The organism is Corallococcus sp. AB032C, assembly GCF_003668935.1.
Classification (GTDB): Bacteria; Myxococcota; Myxococcia; order Myxococcales; family Myxococcaceae; genus Corallococcus; species Corallococcus exiguus.
Genome location: NZ_RAWP01000077.1, coordinates 1 through 23,579 on the forward strand (window position 1 = coordinate 1; position 23,579 = coordinate 23,579).

Sequence of the window (23,579 nt, forward strand, 5' to 3'; positions counted from 1 at the left end):
GGGTGGCTGGGGGGATGGAAACCCGGTGGGAAGGCGGCATTTCCGGGGCGGTCCGGCGGTTACATTGGGTCCTCCGGTACGCCGCCGGGCTTCGATTTACCGCGCGTCTTGGGTCGCCGCGCCATTTCCGTTACAAGCCGCCGCCATGTTCAACGTCATCAACGTCTCCAAGGCCTATGGGCCCAAGAAGCTGTTCGAGGAGGTCAACGTCGCCTTCTCGCCGGGCCGCCGCTACGGCCTGACCGGTCCGAACGGGGCCGGCAAGTCCACGTTCATGAAGATCCTCGCGGGAGACGAGGAGCAGGACATGGGCGACATCATCCGCCCGCGGAAGCTGGGCATCCTGCGCCAGGACCACTTCCGCTACGAGAGCGACCGCGTCATCGACGTGGTGCTGATGGGCAACCGCCACCTGTGGGCGGCGATGGACGAGAAGAACAAGCTGCTGGCCAAGTCCGACATCACCGAGGAGGACGGCAACCGGCTGGGTGAGCTGGAAGGCGTCATCGCGGAAGAGGACGGCTACTCGGCGGAGAGCGACGCGGCCACGCTGCTGGCAGGCCTTGGCATCGAGGAGTCCTTCCACGAAGAGCCCATGCGCCAGCTGACGGGCGGCCTGAAGCTGCGAGTGCTGCTCGCGCAGGCGCTGTTCGGCAAGCCGGAGGGGCTGCTGCTCGACGAGCCCACGAACAACCTGGATATCGACTCCATCCGCTGGCTGGAGAACTTCCTCCATGTGTACGAGGGCGTGCTGATCACCATCAGCCACGACCGGCACTTCCTGAACTCCATCTGCACGCACATCGCGGACATCGATTACGAGACCATCATCCAGTACACGGGTGGTTACGACGACATGGTCCGGCAGAAGTCGCAGCTGCGCACCCGGGTCGAGTCCGAGACGGAAGAGAAGAAGAAGAAGATCGCCCAGCTGCAGGACTTCGTGGCGCGCTTCCACGCCGGTACGCGAGCGTCGCAGGTGCAGAGCCGCATCAAGCAGATCGACAAGCTGAAGACGGAGGACCTGAAGCGCTCGAACATCGCGCGGCCGTTCATCCGGTTCGACCAGAAGGTGATCAGCGGTCGTCAGACGCTGATGTTCGAGGGCCTGAAGAAGTCCTTCGACGGGGTGCCGGTCATCAAGCCGTTCACGGGCCTGGTCTGCAAGGGCGAGCGCATCTGCGTGATTGGCCGCAACGCCGTGGGCAAGTCCACGCTGGTGAAGATGCTGGCCAACCAGCTGGAGCCGGACGCGGGGACCATCACCTGGGGCCACCAGGCGACGGTGGGCTACCTGCCGCAGGACCACCACGGCGTCATCCACAAGGGCACGACGTGCTTCGGCTACCTGCGGGAGATCAGCGAGAAGCTGACGAACGAGGAGATTTCAGGCGTGTTGGGCCGGATGCTCTTCTCGGGTGAGGAGCGGATGAAGGCGACGGACACGCTCTCCGGTGGTGAGACGGTGCGCGTGCTGTTGTCCAAGCTGATGATCACGCAGGACAACGTGCTGATCCTCGACGAGCCGACGAACCACCTGGACCTGGAGTCCATCGCGGCGCTGGCGGAAGGCCTGTCCAAGTTCGACGGCACGGTCATCTGCGTGACGCACGACCAGGAGCTCATCTCCGAGGTCGCGACCCGCATCTGGAGCCTGGAGGCGGGCAAGGAAGTGCTCGACTTCAACGGCCCGTATTCGGAGTTCAGGGAGAAGCACGCGGACGCGGCGCTCAAGCGCCGGTAGTCCTTCGCTCCTTCAGGCAGTGCCGACGCCGCCCGTTTCCGGTCTTCCGGAAGCGAGGCGGCGTTTTCGTGCGGGTGTCAATCACCCTCACGAGGGATGCACTTGTCGCGGGGAATAGGCCAGAACCTGCGGTGCCAGGTCGCCCTTTTGCGTGACGACCCGGGGAGGGGCACGCATCCATGAATCCGCACGACCCGGTCCTGCTGAAGGAGCTTGAACGGCAACGCACGCGACTCCTGGACCTGAGTGCATCCAACCGGCTGCTGCACTTCAGGCACACGGCGCGGACGTCGCTGCGGCTGGTGGACGAACTGCCCGGCGTCATCTTCGAGCGTTTGAGTAATCACCGCGCGCTCACGTTCCTGCCGGTCCCCGAGCCGATCCGGGAGCCCCCCGCGAAGGAAGCCGGACCCGGGGTGCTGACAATGACGGCCGTCGAGCCGCTTGGCGTCTCCCGGCAGCGGTTGGCGATCCAGGAAGCTGAACGCCTGGGCATCGACATCCGGTTCGATCTGCCGCCAGCATTCCCGGAAGAGGCGTCCACCCCCAGGAAGCATCAGGACCGCCACCTCCAGACCCTCTTCTTTCCAGAGGAGCTGGAGGCCCACCTGCACCGCCTCCACGGCCTCGCGCAGACGGCCATCCAGGAGACGGGGGCGAACCTGCTCCACCTCGTCTTCGGGTTCCTGCGTTGGTTCGAGGCGGGTGACACCCAGCGGGAGAAACCCCGCAGCGCGCCCCTGGTGCTCATGCCGGTGAGCCTCAAGCGCGGCCCTCCCGACCCGAGGACCCAGCTCCACGCCTACGACGTGGACTACAACGAGGGCGAGGCCATCGAGCTGAACCTCACGCTTCACGAGAAGTTGAAGCAGGAGTTCGGTATCGCCCTGCCCGCGTTCGATGCCGACGAGGGATTGGAAGCGTACTTCGCGAAGGTGAACGCGCTGCTCGCGAGCCTTCGCCCGGGATGGGCCCTGGAGCGGCAGGTGACGCTGACGCTGCTGTCGTTTGGACGGTTGCTCATGTGGCGGGACCTGGAGCCAGGCCGATGGCCGGAGGCGAGCCCGCTGCTGACCAGCCCCCAGGTCCGGACACTGCTGGGTGCACGCGACGCACCCGAGGCCACCGAAAGAGGAACACCGTCCTTCGCGCATCGCCGGCACGAGATCTACGACCTGGACTCACCCGCGCTCGCCGCGGAGTTGCCCCCGCTCATCACGGACGCGGACAGCAGCCAGCACAGCGTGTTGGTGGACGTGTTGCGCGGGGAGAGCCTGGTGGTGCAGGGCCCGCCTGGCACGGGCAAATCCCAGACCATCACCAACCTCATCGGCGCGGCGCTGGCTGCGGGCAAGACCGTGCTCTTCGTCACCCAGAAGCTCGCGGCGCTCGAGGTCGTCTCCCGGCGCCTCCAGCATGCGGGGCTGGGGGACTTCTGCCTGGAGCTGCACAGCCACAAGACCCAGAAGCAGCAGTTCATGGACGACCTGCGTCGGCGGATGAAGCAGCGTCACGCCGCTGCTTCCACAGGCCCACTTGTATCCCAGGTCACGAGTGCCATTGGCGTCCTGCGCGCCCATACCGAACGGCTGCACCAACCGGCCGGGGCACTCGGCCTGACGCCTCACGACATCTTCTGGAGGGTCAGCCGGGCCGAGACGGAGTTGGGGGACGCGCTCGCGGAGCTGGAGGGCATCCGGATCGAGTCGACGGAGCGCTTGTCATCAGAAGCCCTGGAGGACCTGCGTGAATCGGTGCGCAAGCTCGCGGCGCAGCTGGAAGACGTCCGCCGCATTGCTCCCCTTCCCTTCGACCACCCGTGGTTTGGCGTCACCAGCCCGCAGCTGTCCGAACGGGATTGTCAGACGCTCCTCGAGCACGTCGCCCGTTGGGAAGAAGCCGCACTGCACCTGAAGAAGGGCCTGGAAGCCTTTACGCCGCTCACGGGCGTGAGCCTTCGCGACAGCGCGCTCGCCGCGGATGCGCTGGTGTCCGCGGTGCGGCTGCTGCCAGAGCCGCCAGCCGCGACGCCGCCGGGGCTGCTTGCTGCCTTGCTCGACGCCACCCATCGTGAAGGGCTGCGCGCGCTCCTGGACGCCGTTGATTCGGTCCAGAACCAGTGGGCCGCGCTGGGGGACAGCTGGCGTTCGCGGGAGGAGCTGTCCTCGACGGCCCTGTGCGGCGCGGAGGCGGTGCTGGACACCTGTCTGCGCCTCTTCACGCCCGAGACCACGCTGTTGAGCGTGGTACGGGCTCACGAAGCCGTGGAAAAAGCCGCGCTGGCCGTGGCGGCGGGCCGTGGCTTCGCGGAAGCAATTGCCCCCGCCCTGGGACTTGAAGGCGCCCTGACGCCGACGGAGATCCAGACGCTCGCCCGGGTCGTGGAGGTGGTGGCGGATCTCGACGACGGAGCCCTGGAGTGGCGCGAAGCCCGATGGGTCACCCGGGAAGCGGAAGAGGTGATCAGGGCCGCGGCGACGACCTGCGCGGAGCTGAAAGAGCAGGCGCGTGCACTCTCGGTCCGCTTCATGCCCGAGCTTGTTCCTTCCCTGGAGGTGTTGAAGGCCCACGCCGTCGCGGTCGCGACCGCGCCCTTCATCCCGTGGCTCTCTGGCGCCTGGCGGTCCGCACGGCGCGACTTCCAGGCCATGGCGCATGGCGTCCGGCCAACGCGGCCCATCTTGATCCAGGCGTATAACGACCTGCTGGCCCACCACGCGGCCCGTGAGCGGTTCCAGGAGGACGCATCGCTCAAGGCGCTGCTGGGGACTCGCTTCCAGGGAACCAACACCCGCTTCGACCGACTCATCGCGTGGGTGGATGCCTATCGGAAGGCGGAGCCCCTGCTACACGCGATGAGGCCCGCGCTGGCCCAAGCGGTCCTGGAGCTGCCCGCGAGTCCGTGGCGCGACGTACTGCTCAAGGCGCGTGCTCGTGGTGAAGCCTGGTCCCAAGCCCGTGAGGTCTGCACCATCCTGCAGGAAGCCGCGAACCGCCTGAACTTGCGGAACGCGCCCTGGGGCACCGAGCCCGCGGCGAAGGCCCAGGACAGCGTGGACGCGCTTCTGCGTCACCTGGGCGAAGTGCTTGCGTGGGCACGCAAGGGGGATGTGCCACCGTCACTGCCGCTGTCCCGGCTCCAGTCGCAGGTGCATGCCGTGCGGCAAGCCTGTGAAGCCGCGGACCGGCTGGCGGATCATGCAGCCGCCGCGGCATTGCTGGGCCCGGTGTATCAGGGCCGGAAGACGCCGACCGCCGGGCCGAGGACGACCTTGCGCTACGCCGATGACGTGCTCGCGGCACCTCTGCCGGAGGGGATCGCGGCCTGGCTTCTCCTGGAGGCCACGGCCCGGCGTCAGGCGGAGCTGGCCGCCTCCGCTCGCGACGTGGAAGCGCGGCTCCAAGCGTACCAGGAGGCGGCGGCCCGGGTCTGGAGCCTGGGTCAGATGGCGCCGGGAACCTGGGAGGATGCCGCCTCTGAAACGCCGCTGACGGCCACCGTGAAGCGGCTGCAACGGGCACAGGGACGTGCCTCCACCCTCCCCGGCTGGGCCGCGTATCAACGTCAGCGTCACGCGGTCGCGCGACTGCGCGGCACCGCCGCGTTCCTGGAGCGCATCGATACCCGGCCTTCCCTTGCCACGTCGAAGGTGCTCGCGGCCTTCGACGCGGTCTTCTTCCGCTCCCTGGCGGAAGCCCTGCTGCGGGACCAACCCGAGCTCGACCGGTTCTCCGGGGCCGTGCACGCGGCGCAGCGAGAGGACTTCGCGAGGCTGGACGAGCAGTCCATCAAGCAGCAGGGCCCGAACCTGGCCCACCAGCTCAGCCGTCGTCCGGTGCCACAGGGAGTCCACTCGCAAAAGGTGGCGGGCCTGACGGAGGTCCAGCTCATCGAGCACGAGCTTGGTAAGAAGCAGCGCCATGTCTCCATCCGCGAACTGGTGCAGCGCGCGGGCAAGGCGCTCCAGGCACTGATGCCTTGCTTCATGATGGGGCCGCAATCGGTCTCGCAGTATCTGCCTCCCGGACTCCTGCGATTCGACCTGGTGGTGATGGACGAAGCCAGCCAGCTTCGCCCCGAGGACGCGCTGGGAGCCATTGCCCGGGGTAGTCAGCTGGTCGTGGTGGGAGATCCGGAACAGCTTCCCCCTACGAGCTTCTTCGCGCAGTTGGAGCAGGACGACGACGGCGCGAGCGATGACGCCGGTCAGGAGGAGGCGCGCGGCCCCTCCCTGTTGGATGAGTCGGAGAGCATCCTCGTCGCCGCGGCCCAGCGCTTCCCCATGCGGATGCTTCGCTGGCACTACCGCTCCCGGCATCCCGCGCTCATCTCGTTCAGCAACCGGGAGTTCTACAACGGGGACCTCATCGTCTTTCCCGCGCCGGGACAGCACCTGGAGGGACTGGGCGTCCGTTTCCATCGGGTGGAGAAGGGCCTGTACGAAGCCAACCGCAACGAGCCCGAGGCTCGCGAGGTCCTGGCAGTGGTCAAGCAGCATGCAAGGACACGCGCCGATCAAAGCCTGCTGGTCGTCACGCTGAACTCAAAGCAGCGTGACCTCATCGACGACCTGGTGACAGCGGAGGAGAAGACAGACGACGCGCTCAGGGCCTTCCTGGCGAAGTGGGCGAAGACGCCCTCCCCGTTCGACGTGAAGAACCTGGAGAACGTCCAGGGTGACGAACGCGACGCCATCTTCGTGTCCGTGACCTTCGGTCCAGACAGGGAGAGCCGCTTCCGGAAGAACTTCGGTCCCATCAACCAGGCGGACGGCTACCGGCGCCTGAACGTCCTCTTCACGCGAGCGCGGTGCGCGCTGACGGTGTTCGCGTCGTTCGACCCGTCGGACCTCAAGGTGCAGGAGAGCAGTCCACGGGGGATGCGGGTCCTCCAGCGTTACCTGCTGGAAGCCCAGGGCTCGGTCGTGGCGCATGGGGTTGGGAGCGGCCGTCCACCCGATTCGGACTTCGAGGTCGCGGTGGCGAAGGCGCTCGCGGCGCGGAACTACGAGGTCGTCCCGCAGGTGGGCGTCGCGGGGTACTTCATCGACCTGGCCATCCGGCATCCCCATCACCCTGGCCGTTACATCCTGGGGGTGGAGTGTGATGGCGAGCGCTATCACTCGTCGCGCTCCGCGCGGGACCGCGACCGCCTTCGGGATCAGGTGCTGAAGGGGCTGGGGTGGAAGCTCCACCGCATCTGGTCCACGGACTGGTTCCGCTCGCCGTCGGAAGAGGTCGCCCGGATCGTCGCGCACGTGGAAGCGCTGCTGCGGGACGAGGCGGCAGCGGAGCTACCAGCAGTGGTGCGCGAGGAGCCCGCGGCGGAGAATCAGTTGCGCGCCGTCAGCGCCTGAACAGGAGACAACCATGACCACGATCATTGCCATTGGCCTGGGTGTGCTGGGCCTGCTGCTCCTGGGGCTGTGGCTCCAGGCGCGAAGCCGGCTCAAGGCGGTGCAGGAGCGCTTCAAGCCCATCCTGGACCTGGAGGCCGAACGGCGCCGGGTCGCCGAGGAGCTGACGAAGGCCCGCACGGACGCGGACGCCGCGATGGCCGCGGACCAGAAGCGGGTCCGCGATGAGCTGGCGAAAGCCAGGAGCGAGGCGGACAGCGCGCTGGCGGCGGAGCAGAAGCGGGTGGAAACCCAGCTCGCCCGGGCCAAGGCGGACGTGGAGCAAGCCATCGCGGCCGAACAGGGCCGGGCGAAGGCGGAGTTGGGCAGGATTCGCGAGGAGACGGCCAAGACGACCCAGAGCGCGACGCGCGCCATGGAGGAAGCGGAGGCGCGGCGAAAGCAGGCGAACACCGAGCGAAGCAGCCTGGAGTCAGGCATCGCCCGATTGAAGGCCGAATTGAAGGCACTGGAGGAAGAGGAGGTCCTGCTCTCCTTTGGCTTCTACAAGCCGGTGTACGCCCTCTCTTCCGTAAAGGAATACGAGGAGCGCCTGGAGCGGATCCGCGAATCCCAGAAGCAGCTATTGAAGAGCAAGGAAGCCGCCACGTGCTCCATCCAATGGGAGGTCAATGGCAGCAAGGCGGAGGGCAAGAAGCAGACTGACCGGACCCTGAAGCTGATGCTGCGCGCCTTCAATGGCGAGGCGGACGCGTGCGTCGCGAAAGTGTCGTACAAGAACGTGAAGGCCATGGAGACGCGCATCGAGAAGGCGGCTGCCGCCATCAATGGCCTCGCGGAGATCCAGCAGTGCGTCATCGCCAGGCGCTACGTCAAGCTCAAGGTCGAGGAGCTGATGCTCGCGTATGAGTACTCGGAGAAGGTGCAACAGGAGCGGGATGAACAGCGCCGCATCCGGGAGCAGATGCGAGAGGAGGAGGCCGCCCAGCGTGAACTGGAGAAGGCGAAGCTGGAAGCAGAGCGCGAGTCGAAGCGCGACGCCGACGCCCTGGCGAAGGCGAAGGCGGACTACGAGCAGGCCAAGGGCTCCGAGCAGCAGAAATTGCTGGAACGCATCGCGGAGCTGGAGCGCCGGGTGGCCGAAGACCTGGAGAAGCAGCGGGCCATCTCCCAGGCACAGCTCACGCGGACAGGGCACGTCTACGTCATCTCCAACATCGGCTCCTTCGGGGACGGCGTGTACAAACTGGGAATGACGAGAAGGCTCGTGCCGCAGGACCGCATCGACGAACTGGGGGATGCATCCGTGCCCTTCGAGTTCGACGTCCACGCCATCATCCGGACCTCGGATGCCCCGGCCCTGGAAAATGCACTGCACAAGGCCTTCGCGAACCGACGCGTCAACCGTATCAACGAGCGCAAGGAGTTCTTCCGCGTGGGCCTCGAGGAAATCGCGGAAGCCGTGCGCAAGCATCACGGAGAGTTCGAGCTGACCCAGCTCGCGGAGGCGGCGGAGTACCGCAAGACGTTGGCGCTCCAAGAGGAGGAGCAAGGTCGACCAGGTGAGCGAGCCGCATGAATTCTGACCGGCTTGCACTTCTGGTAGCGTTCAGCTCCCGATGAGTCCCGACCAGTTTCTGCATCCTGCGGATGCGCTCCCGAACGCCGTCATTACCGCCTCTCAAACTCGGAAGATCGCGTTTTTGGTGGGCTCCCCTTTGTCGATGCAGGAAAGAGCTGACGCCCCCCAGGTCCCTGGGGTGAATGCGATGCTGGAGCTAATCCGCGAGCACGTTCCAGCCCAATTTCAAGCGAGATTCGATTCAGAGCGAGCTCACATCAAGAGCAATGCATATCAATGGGCCATGCATTTCGTGCAAGGCGTTGGAGACAAAAAAATCGCCGAGAGGGTTGTGAGAGAGGCTGTCCTCCGCGCACGGCTGGATCGTCAACGGGATGGCACGGCAACTGACGACCAGCTTGATCAGGATTATAAAGGATGGGCGCTGCCGCCTGCGACGGAACACCTTGGCAAACTGCTGGTGAGCAAGGCCGATAAGTTTGGTCCTGTCTTGACCACAAACTTCGATCCGCTCATTTCCGCCTCAATCAAGATGGCTGGCGGAGATCCCCATCGCACCATCGTGGTCGACGACAGCCCCTTCGGACACACAACTCTGTCCTCCAGTTCAACACACATCATTCATCTCCACGGTTACTGGCATCAATCCCGAACGTTACACACCAGCGTGCAGATTGCTCGCGAGCGCAAAAGCGTTGTCGCGGAACTCATACAGATTCTTCAAGACCACACCCTGGTTGTCGTCGGGTATGGCGGATGGGCCGACGTCTTCACGCAGACGCTCGCAACCATTGACGGCGACCGTCACAAGGACGTCGATATCCTCTGGGCGTTTTACAATAAGGAAGATGACGCCGTAGTTGAGGCCCGCTATCGGAACCTCTTCGACAAGGTTCCCAACCTGCGGGGCAACAAGGGACTTCGCTGCTATAGCGGAATCAACTGCCACGAGTTCTTTCCTGAGCTGCGAAGGCAGTTTGGCGAGTCAATTGCCCCGCAACCGGCCTCTCCAGGCACAGTCCGACAGCCACCGCCGCCATCCATCCCAATCGCCTCGACCAGCAGAGCCCCTGGGCCGGCGACCTCGCCCCCCTCAGGTGCGGCGAAGCCACCCGAGCCTGTGCCCTCCGCGTCGGACCGTACCACCTCCCCTTCCGTTCCGAAGACGGACAGCACGGGCAGCCCTCCGAAATCAGGCTCCAGGAGAATCCTGCCCTTTGCAGCTGCCGCGCTGTTTGCTGGCGGCATGGCAGCGGTCTGGCCATCCCCGAGCAAAGGCGTCAGCAATGACGTCTTTGTCGTTCAGACTCCGCGCAATCTGAGACCTGTCCAGCCGCCGCCCCCGACGACAACTGCTCCGGTCGCGGTACCCGCGAGCACGCTCAGAGGCGTGCGCCAGCAACACCAGGTCGTGGCCGCTTCGGACGCCGAACGCGGGGCTCGCGTTTCGCAACTTCCCCGGGGGCGCTACGCATTTGTGCCGATGAGCGCTGTGCCCACCTACAGCGCGAACACTCCCATCTACGGCCCCATCCAAGAGGGAATCGAGCTTCATCGCGCCCTCTCGGATGGATCCCTGTACCTCGTGGGCTACGCGGATGCCCCAACCATCACGGCCCTGGGATATCCAAACCCTGCGCCCATCGTCATCACCCCCACGCCCAGCAACAGAAGGGCGCAGGTGGCGAGCATTCCTGTGACTCGGATGGCCACCGCTGAAGTTCGCATGGACAAAAGCGCCCGCGTGTTGGTTCTCCATCTCAACTAACAATCAATGACACTCAATAATCGAATCCTCTTTCTTGGCCTGACGTCGGTTCTCTTGCTTGCGGGCTGTGGGCCCGAGGACTTCAGCCCAGGACCCATCACGGAAGACCCGCCACTCGAAGAAATTTGTACTTTGGCGAACTGCGGAGGCTGCTGCGATCCGACCACGAACAAGTGCGTCGAAGTTCGTACCAACGACGCATGCGGAGTCACCGGCACCAAATGCACGAAGTGCGCGACCGGGACCATCTGCCATCCATCACAGCAGCAGTGCTACACGCCCACCATTCGCACGAAGATCCAGCCCCTGCGCGCCACGATCGCACCGCAGGATCCTGCTGACAACAGTGACTGGGATGTTGATGGCTCGCCGCCGGATGTCGTGATCAACCTGTCCTGCCCCAACGCGCAGCCCGCCGTTTCCCCCTCGGAGGAAGTTGAAAGCTTCACTCCCACCTGGGTGAAGGGGTCATGCGACGTCCTGAGTACCGATCTGCTTTCGGCCCCCATCCAGTTCAGCGTCATCGACGTTGACGCCTTCTTTGACGACCCGATTGCGTCGGCGCAGTACCAGATAACCCGAGCCGACATTGACCGTGGCGTCCTGGAGTTCACGGGTTCCGGTGCGCTGCCCTCCGTGGCCTTCCAGATCACCACCTACTACGCCGAATAGGTCGGAGCCAAGAGCGCAGGTTCCAAGGCTCCAGGCAGTGCCCACGCCGCCCGCTTCCTATTCTCCGGAAGCGAGGTGGCGTTTTCGCAGAACTGTCCATCCCCCCTTCGAGGGATTGGGGTTTTCAGCCCTCAGTGGCATTACAATATCCCCCATGGCCAGAAGAACTCAGATTGAGAAACCCATGCTCCATTTGGTTGTCCACCACGAAGACGACCCGAATCGCACTTGGATGAACGAGTGGATTGACGCGAACAGGGTCAAGTTCATCTCAACGACGACTGAGATTGGGCACCTCTGTGAAGCGGCCTTACGCAACGGAGAACAGGTTCGATTCCACAGGTGTGGCTACGGCGCCTCAAGACCGCTTGTTTGTGCCGAAGCGCGTGTCACGTCGGTTCAACGCATGGACAGGACGACGTGCTTGGTGTACTTCGACGGACACACCATTCTGAATGAAGAGCCGCAGGTGAGTCCTCAGCGAGGAACCAACTGCTATCATAAGTAGAGCATCCCAAGAGCATGGACGAATGAACTGGGCCATGTGGCTTCCCAGCGTATGATTCATTCCTGCTCCTCGTTCGTCAGACTCTTCCTGCTCTTGCTGGTGCTGCGCCCCCCTTCACGTCGGCGCTGTCCCCATGTCCGCGGAGCAGTTGGTCGGAATCTGAGGTAGTGAGCACATCCTCGGACCTCAAATCCGGGGGAAACTGACGCTGGTGCGGGAAGGGAACTCCTGGCACACAAGCATCGTGGGATTCGACGTTCCGGCCCGGGTCGACGCAAGGTATTCGTCTTCTTTCCCGGTGACGGGGGCAAGCTTCGAGCCACGCTTGCAGAGAATAGCCAGAGCATCATCAGGCACTGGATCCAGCCGCGCGTGCTCATCAGCGACATGAAGTAGGTATGATGCAGGGCCATGTATCCGAGACGCCGTCTTCTGGCCCGTGGACAGTGGCTGTTCGATCTCAGGCCGCATCGGCTCATCGTCTTCCACGGAGCCGAAGGCGTGCGCCGGGAGGCCAGTGGAGACGTGCCGAATCCTCCGTCCGCGCCCGTGGTGCTCGCCGCGCTCGACGAGGCGACGGGCGTCTGGGTGGGGTGCGGGGATCGGCGTGTCTTCTCCGTGGGGGACGGCGCGAGCGCTCCCGTCCAGGCCTTTCCGCGGGAGTGCTTCGATCTCACCACCGATAGGGACCGGCTCATCGGAACGGTGGTGGACGGCTCCCTCAAGCTGACCACCCTCTTCACGACCGATGGATCCGGGCAGCGATGGGAACCCATGACCTTGCCCAAGCCAGTGTCCGCCAGGCACGGGTACGGATATAGCGAGGGGCACCCCCACCGTCAGTCCCCCGATGGGGCGTTCCTCGACACGAGCCCCTTTGGCATCACCGTCGTGGAGAAAGGCCGGGGCCGCGTCTGCGTACTCCGCCCGGGGGCGGCTCAGCCAGAGGGTGCGCTCCAGTTGGAGCCGGGCCATGAGCAGGACATCTGGCGTGTCCTGGCCACTCCCCACGGCGTGCTTCTCCTGCTCGTCATCAACTACCGGCAGACGGTGCTCCTCCACTTCGCGCTCGACGGCACCCTGCTCGGCTCCATCCCGGCTCAGGATGATGAGGACGATGAGGATGATGAACTGACCTGGGGCGGTGCCGGGGTGTGCGTCCTCGACGCGGACCGGGCGCTCCTCTTCGTCCAGGACAAGATCCTCCTGGTGTCCCTGCCCGGGCTCCAGGTGCTCGAGACGCTCGTGGGGGAGTGGCCCCACTTCGTGTCCGTGACACCCGCGGGGCCTGACCGGTGGTGGGTGGGCCCCGAGGACAGTGACGCGCTCTTCCTGCTCACCGCCGAGCCCGGACACCCCTTGCGCCTCAACGCCTCGAACCGTCCGGTGAGCCCGGGCTCGCCGCTCATGCACGTGGGCTACAAAACGCCCGCGATCCACTGGACCGAGCACACCTCTGCGCCGCTGACCGTGTCCGCGCCCGTGACCGAGACATGGCGGGCGGTGGTTCGCAATGACGGGACCGCGTGCGAGGCGGTGCGGGTCCGGGTGTCCGGGGTGCTCGTCGGCGCTCGCGTGGTGGACGTGAGCGTGCGGTATCGCGGCCAGCCGCTCCCGATGGTGGAGGAGCACCGCGTGAACGTTGTGGGCGTTACCGCCGGTCTGGAGGGAGGGGTCACCGCGGAGCTGGAGGTGAGCTTCAAGCCCCGGGGCGAGGGCTCAGGACCGCTGACCATCACCGTCGAGCCATGCTCCTGGCAGTCGCAGGGCAAAGAGTGGCAGTGGCAGACCCAAGAGGAGTCTCGCGTCCTCGCGGTGACGGGCCATCCAGCATCTGCCCAGCTCCTGCTCACGGTGGAGTAGCGCGAACCTTCCCGGGTTCTGGCGCGGCGCCCATCTTCCAGAGCAGGGCGCCGCCTCCGAGCAGGACCGCCAGGCCGACTGCCGCCAAGAGGATCCAGCCTCGTCCCACGCGGGGCCGGGCCTGGCTCTCCGGACCGTCCGGAGCCGGGGCGATGACGGTCGGGTCGTCGCTCGGAGAGACCTGCTGGACGAGCTGGGCCAACTGCCGCGGGGTCACGGGCTCACCCACCGAGCGGATGAAATCCTCCAGGTCCTTCCGGAACGCGTGGCAGTCCGGATAGCGCTCATCGAGATCCTTCGCGAGCGCCCGAGCGAGGATGGCTCGAAGGGCATCGGGCAGGTCCGGCCGGTGCTGCTCGGCGGGCACGATGGGCTCGGATACGACGGCCCGAAACAAGTCCCAGTCGGACGTGGATTCAAAGGGCCTGCGCGTGGTGAGCAGTTCGTAGAGCACCAGACCCAGCGCGTAGACGTCCACCCGCCGGTCCACCGACACGCCCATGATCTCTTCGGGCGCCATGTACCGGTACTTGCTCATGTCGGGGATGTGGTGCTGGGGGGCCCACCGGACCCGGAAGTGGTCGATGCCGAAGTCCACCACCTTGGCCATCCCCTGGCGCGACAGGAGGATGTTGTACGGCCGGACGCAGCGGTGGATGAGCCGCAGCGGCTGGTTCGTCTCAGGGTCGGTGAGGTCGTGGGCATAGGCGAGCCCCTCGCAGGCTTGCGAGATGATGCGCGCGCACAGGGTCGCCGGCAGGGTCATCCGCTCGGCCGCCACGTGCTTGATCACCCTGCGCAGACCAGGCCCATCGATGTGCTCCCTGGCGAGGAAGTACGTGCCGTCCGCCTCACCGACGTCGAAGACCTTCGCGAGGTGCGGGTGCGTGAGCTGGGCGGCGTCCCTCGCCGTGTCGAGGAACATCTCCGGGAAATCCACCTGCTCGGCCATGTCCGAGCGGAGGCACTGGAGCACCAGCGTCTTATCGACGCCCTGCGGGCCCGCGGTCTTGGCCAGATGATCCTCGATGATGCCTTCGGTGAGCAGGCGGATGCGCTGGTATTTGCCGACATGGGATGTCACGAGACGTATGAATAGCAGACCATGACCCGCTACCGCTTCCTTGGGCTTCTGCTGGCGCTGCTCCCTGTCCATGTCGGCGCTGTTTCCATTCCAGCCGAGCAATTGGTGGGCAGCTGGGGCAGTGAGCGCGTCCTGGGTCCTCAAGTCCGAGGCGAACTGACGCTGGTTCGGGAAGGGAACACCTGGCGCGCGCGCATCGCCGGATTCGATGTTCCTGCCCGGGTTCAGAGTCTGAAGGTGTCCGTCGTCTTCCCAGGAGGCGAACTCCGAGCGACGTTGGCTGAGAACGGGCAGAGCATCACCGGTCACTGGATCCAGCCGCGCGTGCTCATGAGCGGAATGAAGTTCGCCAGTCCGGTGGAACTGCGAACACTTCAGCCGGGTGTCTGGCGCGGCACCGTGACGCCGCTGGAGGACCGGTTCTCGCTGTACCTCGTCGTCAAGAAGCAGCCTGATGGCTCCGTGACAGCGTTCATCCGCAATCCGGAGCGGAACTTCGGCAACCGGATGCTGTTCCGCGTGGAGCTCCAGGACCGCACGGTCCGGCTCACGGCCACCACGGGCACCACCCAGATCGAAGGCACGTTCGACGCGCAGTCCGGTCGGCTGTCCCTCCCCTACCCTCCCTTCGACACGACGTTTGACTTCACCCGCCGGGACCGGTCACAGGCCGTGGGCCTCTACTCCCGCACGCCCGCTCCCGGCCCCTACGCCTACCAGCAGCCCATCGCGGAGGACGACGGCTGGACCACGGCCTCCCCCGCCGACGTCGGCATGGACGTCCAACCGCTCCAGAACCTCGTGCAGCGCATCCTCGACCAGGAGCCGAGCCCGGAGTCAGTGCCCGCCATCCAGGGCCTGCTCATCGCGCGCCACGGAAAGCTCATCGTCGAAGAGTATTTCCAGGGCTTCGACAAGGAGCGTCCTCACGACCTGCGCTCCTCCTCCAAGTCCTACGCGCCCCTGCTGATTGGCATTGCCCTGGACCAGGGTGCGGCCTTCTCCGTGGACACGCCCGTCGCGTCCCTCTTCCCCGAGTACAAGGGCAAGCTCTCCAACCTGGACGCGCGCAAGCGCAAGCTCACCGTCGCGCACTTGATGACCATGGCGACGGGCCTGGCCTGTGACGACGACAATCCGGACTCACCCGGCAACGAGGACCGGCTCGAGGACTCCGTGCCGGATTGGTACAAGTACACGCTGGACCTCCCCATGGTCCGTGCTCCCGGCGGCGGGAAGGCCGTGTACTGCTCCGCGAACATCAACCTGCTGGGCGGCGTCCTCCGCAACACCACCCGCACCTGGATCCCCGAGTTCTTCACCCAGAACGTCGCCACCCCCCTCCAGATGCGCGGCTACCACGTCGACCTCATGCCCGACGGCGAGCAGTACCTGGGCGGCGGCATCTACATGCGCCCTCGCGATGCCCTGAAGCTCGGGCAGCTCTACCTCTCTGGTGGCACTTGGAACGGGAAGCGCGTGGTCAGCCAGCGCTGGGTCGAACGCTCCGTCGCGAACCAGGCGACGATGCCGGACGGACGGACCTATGGCTACACGTGGTGGCGCCATGAACTGCGCGTCGGCGACCGCGTGTATTCACAGTACGAAGCCAGCGGCAACGGTGGCCAGCTGGTGATGGTCGTTCCCGAGCTGGACCTCGTCGTGCTGTTCACCGCGGGCAACTACAACCACGTCGCCCTCTGGCGGAAGTTCCGCGAGGAACTCCTGCCCCGGTACATCATGGCCGCGGCCTCCACGCCCCCGCGGCCTTGACCCACTCTCAATCCCGGTCCGGCGCTCCCAGCGGGAAGAGGGGGCGGTACGGCCTCCCGCCATCCACAGCCCGGGCGACCGACGGACGCGCGAGCAACCTCGCGCGATAGGCGCGCAGCTGGGGACACGACTCGGGAATCCGGTGCGTCCAATCCGCGTAGAACAGCGACGGCGCTGCCGCACAGTCCGCCAGCGTGAAGTCGTTGCCCGCGGCCCAGGTCCTGCCCCCGAGCTGCCCTTCAATCCAACCGTAGGCGCGCTCCAGCTTCTCCACCGCCATCTTCATCCCGTCCTGGCGCTTCACCGGGTCCCCCGTCAACGCCCCGTCCACGGCGTGCTGGACCATGTTCATGACGTGCAGGTCGAAGAAGCGGTCGAGGAACCGCACGTCCAGCGCGACCATCGGGTCCTCGGGCAACAGGCGCACCGGCCCGGGATGCTTCAGCTGGAGGTACTCGATGATGATGCTCGTCTCGACGACGTTACGCTCGCCGTCCACCAGCAGCGGGAACTTGCGCAGCGGCCAGCGGCGCAGCCATTCGGCTGAATGCTCCGGTGTCTCCGGGCTGATGCTTCGAAACTCGAAGGGCGTGCCGTTCTCGTACAGCGCGATGAGCACCTTCTGCGTGTACGAAGAGAAATAGTGACCGTAGACCGCGAGCGACATCGTCGGACCTCTCCATTCGACCACTTGCGTTTCACAATGGGTTGAACCGTATTTGCACCACTTGCATACTGCAAGCAGAAACCCCAGGAGCATGGCCATGCCGCAGACAGGGCGCTCCGGCTGCCCCATCAACCTGACGCTCGAACAGCTCGGCGACCGTTGGAGCCTGATCGTCATCCGCGACGTCATGTTCGGGAACCGGCGCAGCTACGGCGACCTGCTCTCCCAGAGCGAGGAAGGCATCGCCTCCAACATCCTCGCGGACCGGCTGAAGCGCCTGACTGCGTCCGGCCTGCTGTCGCGACGCCCGGATCCGAACCACCAGCAGAAAGGCATCTACAGCCTCACGGAGGCGTCCATCCAACTGGTGCCCCTGCTCGCGCACATGGGTGCCTGGGGCCGCCGGCACACGCAGGTGAGCGAGGAGCTGTCGGTGCGCGCGGAGCTGCTGGAGATGGGCGGCCCGTCCCTCTGGAACGCGTTCATGGAGGAGCTGCGCCACCTGCACCTGGACGCGCCGCGCCCTTCCCGCTCGGTGTTCCGCGAGCTTCAGGCCGCCTACGAGAAGGCCGTCGCTCGCAACGCTCGGGACGGACGGACCTGAAGCGGGTAGCGTTCACCGCGCTCATGAAAGTCATCGGCTGGTGGATGTTCGTCCTGATGTGCGCGCTGTGGCTCCCCGCCTGCGGTCCCTACGACTGCACCCCGGAGAACTGCGCGGACGGCTGCTGCTCCTCGTTCAATGAGTGCATCTCGTTCCGGAGCGACTCGGAATGCGGCCCCAATGGCAGCGCCTGTGAACCCTGCGCGGAGGGCAGCGTCTGCCGGCTCGACCAGCACACCTGCTACGTGGGCGTGATGCGCACCTATATCCAGCCTCGGTACGCCACCATCGCGGACGTCGACCCGGATACGGGCGAGGACTGGGACTCCGACGGCTCTCCTCCGGACGTCGTCGTGGAGATGAAGTGTCCCGGCGCTCCCGAGCGCTCCCGCACCGAGGAGGACGAGAGCTGGGACCCCGAATGGCGCTCCGGCGGCTGCCAGGTCATCACGTCCAACCTGCTGCGCTACCCGCTCGAAATCTCCATCTTCGACAACGACGACTTCACCTTCGATGACGAGTTCGGCGGCCTCTCCTACCAGGTCACCCGCGCGGACCTGAACCTGGGCCGCATCGAGCTCTCCATCCCGCCCATCGTGAAGACGCTCGTCTTCGACCTGAGCCACAACTACGCGCCGCAATGAGCCGGGCCCTGCTGTAACCGCCTCCGCGCCCCTGGCGTAGTCCTGGGCATGCGCGCCCACGCACTGCCCCTCCTGGTCCTGTTCGCCTCCGCCTGTGGTCCCTCCTCCTCCGTGGACGAGGGCCTCGGCGTCGTCCAGGGCATCGACACATCCGAGACCGGCATCACCGCCTTCGTCCGCTCGGGCGAGTACACCTCCTGGCTCGCGGAGCCCTCGGTCCACGACACGCGCGCGCCCCACGGCAGCAAGGTCCGCGTGTTCTTCAACGACGTCGTCGCGCGTTCGCTACGCGACGGCAACGCCACGCACCCCGTGGGCAGCATCCTGGTGAAGGAGCTCTTCGAGGACGACAGGAAGACACTCCGAGGCCACGCGCTGGACGTGAAGGTCGAGGAAGGCCCCGGCAAGGACACCTGGATCTTCTACGAGGGCTTCGGCCCTGACTACACCCGGAACTATTACGGCCGCGCCCACTCGACCTGCCACGGCTGCCACTCCGACGGGACGGACTACGTCACGTCACCGCTGCCGTGAAAATGGCAACGGGCGGCCCCCTTTCGAGGACCGCCCGCCGCTAAACACCATGCCTATCGCGCCGTGGACTTGCGGCGCATCAGGAACACGCCCAGGCCCACGCCCGCGGCCCACTTCGCCGCGGCGGCCAGCGGCGTCTTGCTCAGCGCCACCGGGCGGCTCTCGTACTGGGGCTGGGGCGGAACCGGACGGAAGTCCGTGGCGCCGGGGAGGTTCGCGCCTCCCTCTTCCGCCTCCGTCTTCGTCACGTTCGGTCCCGGCGCGTCCGGATCCCGCGACCCCGGCGCCTTCCCGTCCGGCGACTTGTGCTCGAGGATGCCGTTGATCTCCGCGCCCAGCAGCACGACCATGCAGGAGATCTGCATCCACAGCAGCATCACGATGACACCGCCGATGGCGCCGTAGTTCACGTCATACGAGCCGAAGTTCGCCACGTACTTCGAGAAGCCCCACGAGGCGATCACCCAGATGACCACGCTCACCACCGAGCCCGGCGTGATGAACTTGAACTTCTGCTTCACGTCCGGCAGCACGTAGTACAGCACCGCCAGCAGCATCATCATCAGCAGGCCCGCCACCGGCATGCGCAGCCACAGCACGACGCTGGTGAACGGCTCGCCCAGCCGGTTCGCGATCGCCGGTGTCACGATGGCGACGAGGGCCGCCAGCACCACCGTCACCGCCGTCCCCAGCGTCGTCAGCAGCGCGAGGCCGCGCTTCTTCCAGAACGGGCGCTTCTCCGTCACGCCGTAGACCGTGTTGAGCGCATCCATCAGCGCCACCACACCGCCGGAGGCGGCCCAGATGGCGCCCACGCCACCGATCGTCAAGAGCCCCACCGGATTGCTGCTCGCCAGCGCCTCCAGCCGCTCGCCCAGGATCTTCGTCACCTCCTGGGGCGCCACCTTCGACAGCTCCTGGATGAGCTGCTGCGCCTGATGCGGATCAATCAGCACACCGGCCAGGGACACGAGGAACAGCAGGAACGGGAACAGCGCCATGATGGCGGAGAACGTCAGCGCCCCCGCGACGTTGCCCACGTTGTCGCGCCCCCACTCATCCTTGAGGGACTTGAAGAACTCCTTCCAACTCATTCCCCTGCCGGGCAGGACCATGCGTCTCCTCCTCGGAGGAGATTGGGCATTCCATCCCCCGGCTGGCTTCCTCCCCTGGGACGCAGCTCGCCCCCCTGCCTGCTCACCGCGCAGGGGGCGGGGAATGACAAGCCCCCGCGCCACGCCTGCCCGGCCGCCCTTCGCGTTAGAAAACGGGCAGCACGGGCGCGTCCTTCAACCGGGGCGCGCGCTGATCCTTCGCCGACAAGAGCGGCTGCTTCACCGGCCACGGGATGGCCAGGTCTGGATCATCCCAGGCGACGCTCTGCTCGGACTCCGGGGAGTACAGCGCGGTGCACTTGTAGAAGAAGTCCGCCGAGTCGCTCACCACGCAGAACCCGTGCGCCAGGCCCGCGGGCACCCAGAGCTGATGCTTGTTCTCGCCCGTCAGCTCCGCGGCCACCCAGCGGCCGAACGTGGGCGACCCCTTGCGGATGTCCACCGCCACGTCCCACACCGCGCCCGCCAGGCACTGCACCAACTTGCCCTGCGCGTTCGGCTCCTGGAAGTGCAGGCCTCGCAGCGTGCCCTTCACCGAGCGCGACAGGTTGTCCTGCACGAACGGGCCGACCACCCCCACGTCCGCGTAGCGCTTCGCGTGGAAGGACTCGAGGAAGAAGCCCCGGTCGTCGCCGAACACCTTCGGCTCGATGAGCAGGACGTCCGGAATCGCCAGCGGGGTCACCTTCACGACACCGCCCCCCGCTTCTCCACCAGGTCCAACAGGTACTGGCCGTACTCGTTCTTGCGCATGGGCTCCGCCAGCGCCGTCAGCCGCTGCTCGTCGATGTAGCCCATGCGGAAGGCGATCTCCTCCGGACAGGCCACCTTGAGGCCCTGACGGCGCTCGATGATCTCGATGTAGTTGGATGCCTGCATCAGCGACTCGTGCGTGCCGGTGTCCAGCCACGCGTAGCCGCGTCCCATCAGCTCCACGTTGAGCTGGCCGCGGCGCAGGTACTCCGCGTTGACGTCGGTGATTTCGTACTCGCCGCGCTTGCCCGGCTTGAGGTTCGCCGCGATGTCGATGACCTGGTTGTCGTAGAAGTACAGACCGGTCACGGCGTAGTGCGACTTGGGCTTCGTCGGCTTCTCCTCGATGCTGACGGCCTTGTGCTGGGCGTTGAGCTCCACCACGCCGTAGCGCTCCGGATCCTTCACGTAGTAGCCGAACACCGTGGCGCCCTGCGTGCGCTTCGACGCGCGCTGGGTGAGCTCTCCCATGCCGTGGCCGTAGAAGATGTTGTCACCCAGGATGAGCGACACGGGGTCGTTGCCCACGAAGTCGCGGCCGATGACGAACGCCTGCGCCAGGCCTTCTGGACGCGGCTGCTCGGCGTACTGGAGGCGGATGCCCCACTGCTCTCCGTCGCCCAGCAGCTCGCGAAAGCGCGGCAGGTCCTGCGGCGTGGAGATGACGAGGATCTCCCGGATGCCCGCCAGCATCAGCGTCGTCAGCGGGTAGTAGATCATCGGCTTGTCGTAGACGGGCAACAGCTGCTTGCTCACCACGCGCGTCAGTGGATACAGGCGCGTGCCCGAACCCCCGGCCAGAATGATTCCCTTCATGCGTGCTCCCCTGTGTTCCACGGCGCGGCCGCGAAACGGATGCGCGCGGCCCGGCCGCCACGCGCGCGATGCTCAACCGGCGCGGTGCGCCTTCCAGGCCGCGTGGAAGCGCGCCAGTGACTCCGCCAGCTCCAGCGGCTGGGCCTTCAGCTCCGTGCGCACCTTGTCCGTCTTGAGGCCGCTGCGCAGCGGACGGGGGCTGGCCAGCTTCAGGTCCGCCATGCGCGTGGGCGTGATCAGCGACGCGTCGAAGCCGAACACCTCGCAGAGCGCCCGGCCGAAGCCCACCCGGTCGATGACCGTGCCGCCGCAGGTGTTCCACACGCCACCAAGGCGGCGCTCACCCAGCTCCACCAGCATGGCGGCCACGCTGTCCGCGAAGCTGGGGGACACCACCTGGTCCTCGAAGAGCTTCACCGGCTGGCCCTTCTCCAGCGCCCCCACCAACCACGCCCCGAAGTTGGGACGCCCCGCCGCGGGCCAGCCATACACCACCGCCGTGCGCGCGATGGCGCAGCCCGGCGCGAACACTCGCGCCGCCTGCTCGGCCATGTGCTTGGTCAGCGCGTACACGCCACGCGGGTTGGGCAGCGCGTCCTCGGAGTACGGCCCGGCGTCTCCGTCGAAGACGTAGTCCGTGGAGACATGCACCAGGTGCGCGCCCGCGAGCTTCGCCGCGCGGGCCACCGCCGCCGTGGCGTGGACGTTCGCCGCGTAGGCCGCGTCCGGGTCCTTCTCACACGCGTCCACTTCCGTCATGGAGGCGGGGTGGATGATGGCCTCCGGACGGGCCTGGGCGATGGCCGCGGCCACGTCCTGCTCGCGCGTGAGATCCACCTCCACGTAGCCGTGCGTGCCGCCCGTGCGCCGGGGACCGCGCCCCAGGCCCACCACTTCGTGACCGCGCTCGGTCAGCTGCGCGCAGACGCGGCTGCCCACCAGGCCGTTGGCTCCCGTGACGAGAAAGCGCATGGCGTCAGCCCCGCCCCTGCAGACGGGCCTTGTACTGGGTGTCGAAGTACTGGCGATAGGCGCCGCTGGTCACCCGCTCCCACCAGGCGCTGTTGTCCACGTACCAGGCCACAGTGTCCGCCAGCCCCTGCTCGAAGGTGTGCTTCGGCTGGTAGCCCAGCTCCGTGCGGATCTTCGTCGGGTCGATGGCGTAGCGGCGGTCATGGCCCGGCCGGTCCGCCACGTACTGGATGAGCGACTCGGGCTTCTTCAGCAGGCCCAGGATGCCCTTGACGATCTCGATGTTGCGCCGCTCGGAGCCGCCGCCGATGTTGTAGACCTCGCCCGCGCGGCCCTTCTCCAGCGCCACCAGCAGGCCCTGGCAGTGGTCCTCCACGTGGAGCCAGTCGCGCACGTTGGCGCCGTCGCCGTAGACGGGCAGCGGCTTGTCGTGCAGCGCGTTCACCACCATCAGCGGGATGAGCTTCTCCGGGAACTGGTAGCGGCCGTAGTTGTTCGAGCAGCGCGTCACCACCACGTCCATCTTGAACGTGTGGTGGTAGGCCAGCGCGATCAGGTCCGAGGACGTCTTGGAGGCCGAGTACGGGCTGGAGGGCTGCAGCGGAGAGGTCTCCGTGAAGGCGCCCGTGGGGCCCAGCGAGCCGTAGACCTCGTCGGTGGAGACCATCAGGAAGCGCTTCACGCCCCGGGCGCGGCAGGCTTCCAGCAGCTGCTGGGTACCCAGCACGTTGGTGTTGATGAACACCTCCGGGCCCAGGATGGAGCGGTCCACGTGGCTTTCGGCCGCCAGGTGCATCACGGCGTCAATGCCGTGCTGGACGATGAGGTGTTCCACCAGCTCCCGGTTGGCGATGTCGCCGCGCACGAAGACGTGCTTCGGGTCACCTTCCAGGTCGGCGAGGGTCTCGAGGTTGCCCGCGTACGTGAGCTTGTCGAGGTTGATGATCTTCCAGTCAGGCCGCTCGCGGCGCAGGTACTTCACCAGATTGGAGCCGATGAAGCCGCAGCCCCCTGTCACCAGGACGTTCATTGACAAGCCACCACTCGCACTTCGAGAGAAAGCGCCCTCCGTAGCGGAGGGAAGGATCCCCGTCAAGGCAAGCGCGCGACCACTTGTGGCCGG

The 23,579-nt window shown here is 66.2% G+C and carries 17 protein-coding genes; 10 read left to right on the forward strand and 7 right to left on the reverse strand.

Annotated elements, in window-relative coordinates; genetic code table 11:
• Nucleotides 1-145: 145 nt before the first annotated feature.
• The 6 genes from D7X99_RS28395 (at nt 146) to D7X99_RS28425 (ending at nt 13,494) form a co-directional block, all read left to right on the forward strand.
• Nucleotides 146-1,744 (forward strand): ABC-F family ATP-binding cassette domain-containing protein, encoded by a 1,599-nt coding sequence (locus D7X99_RS28395; RefSeq protein ID WP_121780532.1) that lies wholly within the window; start codon nt 146-148, stop codon nt 1,742-1,744.
• 179 nt (nt 1,745-1,923) lie between these two features.
• Nucleotides 1,924-7,101, forward strand: coding sequence for a DUF4011 domain-containing protein (locus D7X99_RS28400; protein WP_121780533.1), 5,178 nt, complete (start codon nt 1,924-1,926; stop codon nt 7,099-7,101).
• A 13-nt stretch (nt 7,102-7,114) separates the two neighbouring features.
• Complete coding sequence (locus D7X99_RS28405; RefSeq protein WP_121780534.1) at nt 7,115-8,680, forward strand: DUF4041 domain-containing protein; 1,566 nt, start codon at nt 7,115-7,117, stop codon at nt 8,678-8,680.
• 40 nt (nt 8,681-8,720) lie between these two features.
• A complete protein-coding gene (locus D7X99_RS28410) occupies nt 8,721-10,451 on the forward strand; it encodes an SIR2 family protein (protein WP_121780535.1) in 1,731 nt (576 codons plus the stop codon).
• A 6-nt stretch (nt 10,452-10,457) separates the two neighbouring features.
• The gene (locus D7X99_RS42435; RefSeq protein WP_147476292.1) at nt 10,458-11,123 is read left to right on the forward strand and encodes a hypothetical protein; all 666 of its coding nucleotides are present in this window, start codon (nt 10,458-10,460) and stop codon (nt 11,121-11,123) included.
• Nucleotides 11,124-12,042: 919 nt separating this feature from the next.
• A complete protein-coding gene (locus tag D7X99_RS28425) occupies nt 12,043-13,494 on the forward strand; it encodes a hypothetical protein (protein ID WP_147476293.1) in 1,452 nt (483 codons plus the stop codon).
• Here the strand turns inward: D7X99_RS28425 and D7X99_RS28430 are convergent.
• Complete coding sequence (locus D7X99_RS28430) at nt 13,481-14,578, reverse strand: serine/threonine-protein kinase (RefSeq protein WP_158624397.1); 1,098 nt, start codon at nt 14,576-14,578, stop codon at nt 13,481-13,483. The two genes, D7X99_RS28425 and D7X99_RS28430, sit on opposite strands and share 14 nt — an antisense overlap.
• A gap of 237 nt (nt 14,579-14,815) precedes the next feature.
• Here D7X99_RS28430 and D7X99_RS28435 point away from each other — a divergent pair, with 237 nt between their 5' ends.
• A complete protein-coding gene (locus D7X99_RS28435) occupies nt 14,816-16,351 on the forward strand; it encodes a serine hydrolase (RefSeq protein ID WP_233613798.1) in 1,536 nt (511 codons plus the stop codon).
• Nucleotides 16,352-16,358: 7 nt separating this feature from the next.
• Here D7X99_RS28435 and D7X99_RS28440 read toward each other — a convergent pair whose 3' ends face one another.
• Nucleotides 16,359-17,018: a glutathione S-transferase family protein gene (locus D7X99_RS28440; protein WP_120576684.1), complete on the reverse strand. Its 660-nt coding sequence runs from the start codon at nt 17,016-17,018 to the stop codon at nt 16,359-16,361.
• Nucleotides 17,019-17,109: 91 nt separating this feature from the next.
• Between D7X99_RS28440 and D7X99_RS28445 the strand changes: the two genes are divergently transcribed.
• From D7X99_RS28445 to D7X99_RS28455, 3 genes are read left to right on the forward strand one after another with little or no spacing between them, the layout of a single operon-like run.
• Nucleotides 17,110-17,622 carry a helix-turn-helix domain-containing protein gene (locus tag D7X99_RS28445; RefSeq protein ID WP_121780539.1) on the forward strand — a complete coding sequence of 171 codons (513 nt, stop codon included), beginning with the start codon at nt 17,110-17,112 and terminating at the stop codon, nt 17,620-17,622.
• Between the two features lie 23 nt (nt 17,623-17,645).
• Nucleotides 17,646-18,266, forward strand: a complete 621-nt coding sequence (locus D7X99_RS28450) for a hypothetical protein (RefSeq protein WP_147476294.1) — start codon at nt 17,646-17,648, stop codon at nt 18,264-18,266.
• Between the two features lie 48 nt (nt 18,267-18,314).
• Entirely contained in the window at nt 18,315-18,800 is a 486-nt protein-coding gene (locus D7X99_RS28455; RefSeq protein ID WP_121780541.1) for a hypothetical protein, read from the forward strand.
• Nucleotides 18,801-18,853: 53 nt separating this feature from the next.
• On the opposite strand, the gene D7X99_RS28460 is transcribed toward D7X99_RS28455, so the two are convergent.
• The 5 genes from D7X99_RS28460 to rfbB form a co-directional block, all read right to left on the reverse strand.
• Entirely contained in the window at nt 18,854-19,915 is a 1,062-nt protein-coding gene (locus tag D7X99_RS28460; protein ID WP_121780542.1) for a YihY/virulence factor BrkB family protein, read from the reverse strand.
• Nucleotides 19,916-20,060: 145 nt separating this feature from the next.
• On the reverse strand, nt 20,061-20,606 hold the full coding sequence (gene rfbC / locus D7X99_RS28465; RefSeq protein WP_121752054.1) for a dTDP-4-dehydrorhamnose 3,5-epimerase: 546 nt from the start codon (nt 20,604-20,606) through the stop codon (nt 20,061-20,063).
• Nucleotides 20,603-21,484, reverse strand: a complete 882-nt coding sequence (gene rfbA, locus D7X99_RS28470; protein ID WP_120576678.1) for a glucose-1-phosphate thymidylyltransferase RfbA — start codon at nt 21,482-21,484, stop codon at nt 20,603-20,605. The genes rfbC and rfbA overlap by 4 nt, the downstream gene beginning before the upstream one ends.
• A 72-nt stretch (nt 21,485-21,556) precedes the next feature.
• Nucleotides 21,557-22,456, reverse strand: coding sequence for an SDR family oxidoreductase (locus D7X99_RS28475; protein WP_120565563.1), 900 nt, complete (start codon nt 22,454-22,456; stop codon nt 21,557-21,559).
• Between the two features lie 4 nt (nt 22,457-22,460).
• Nucleotides 22,461-23,486, reverse strand: a complete 1,026-nt coding sequence (rfbB, locus tag D7X99_RS28480; protein WP_121780543.1) for a dTDP-glucose 4,6-dehydratase — start codon at nt 23,484-23,486, stop codon at nt 22,461-22,463.
• Nucleotides 23,487-23,579: the final 93 nt, after the last annotated feature.

Coding starts and splice junctions, on each gene's coding strand:
- D7X99_RS28395 (WP_121780532.1), top strand. CDS start 146: ATGTTCAACGTCATCAACGTCTCCAAGGCCTATGGGCCCAAGAAGCTG.
- D7X99_RS28400 (WP_121780533.1), top strand. CDS start 1,924: ATGAATCCGCACGACCCGGTCCTGCTGAAGGAGCTTGAACGGCAACGC.
- D7X99_RS28405 (WP_121780534.1), top strand. CDS start 7,115: ATGACCACGATCATTGCCATTGGCCTGGGTGTGCTGGGCCTGCTGCTC.
- D7X99_RS28410 (WP_121780535.1), top strand. CDS start 8,721: ATGAGTCCCGACCAGTTTCTGCATCCTGCGGATGCGCTCCCGAACGCC.
- D7X99_RS42435 (WP_147476292.1), top strand. CDS start 10,458: ATGACACTCAATAATCGAATCCTCTTTCTTGGCCTGACGTCGGTTCTC.
- D7X99_RS28425 (WP_147476293.1), top strand. CDS start 12,043: ATGTATCCGAGACGCCGTCTTCTGGCCCGTGGACAGTGGCTGTTCGAT.
- D7X99_RS28440 (WP_120576684.1), bottom strand. CDS start 17,018: ATGTCGCTCGCGGTCTACGGTCACTATTTCTCTTCGTACACGCAGAAG.
- D7X99_RS28445 (WP_121780539.1), top strand. CDS start 17,110: ATGGCCATGCCGCAGACAGGGCGCTCCGGCTGCCCCATCAACCTGACG.
- D7X99_RS28450 (WP_147476294.1), top strand. CDS start 17,646: ATGAAAGTCATCGGCTGGTGGATGTTCGTCCTGATGTGCGCGCTGTGG.
- D7X99_RS28455 (WP_121780541.1), top strand. CDS start 18,315: ATGCGCGCCCACGCACTGCCCCTCCTGGTCCTGTTCGCCTCCGCCTGT.
- D7X99_RS28460 (WP_121780542.1), bottom strand. CDS start 19,915: ATGGTCCTGCCCGGCAGGGGAATGAGTTGGAAGGAGTTCTTCAAGTCC.
- rfbA (WP_120576678.1), bottom strand. CDS start 21,484: ATGAAGGGAATCATTCTGGCCGGGGGTTCGGGCACGCGCCTGTATCCA.
- D7X99_RS28475 (WP_120565563.1), bottom strand. CDS start 22,456: ATGCGCTTTCTCGTCACGGGAGCCAACGGCCTGGTGGGCAGCCGCGTC.
- rfbB (WP_121780543.1), bottom strand. CDS start 23,486: ATGAACGTCCTGGTGACAGGGGGCTGCGGCTTCATCGGCTCCAATCTG.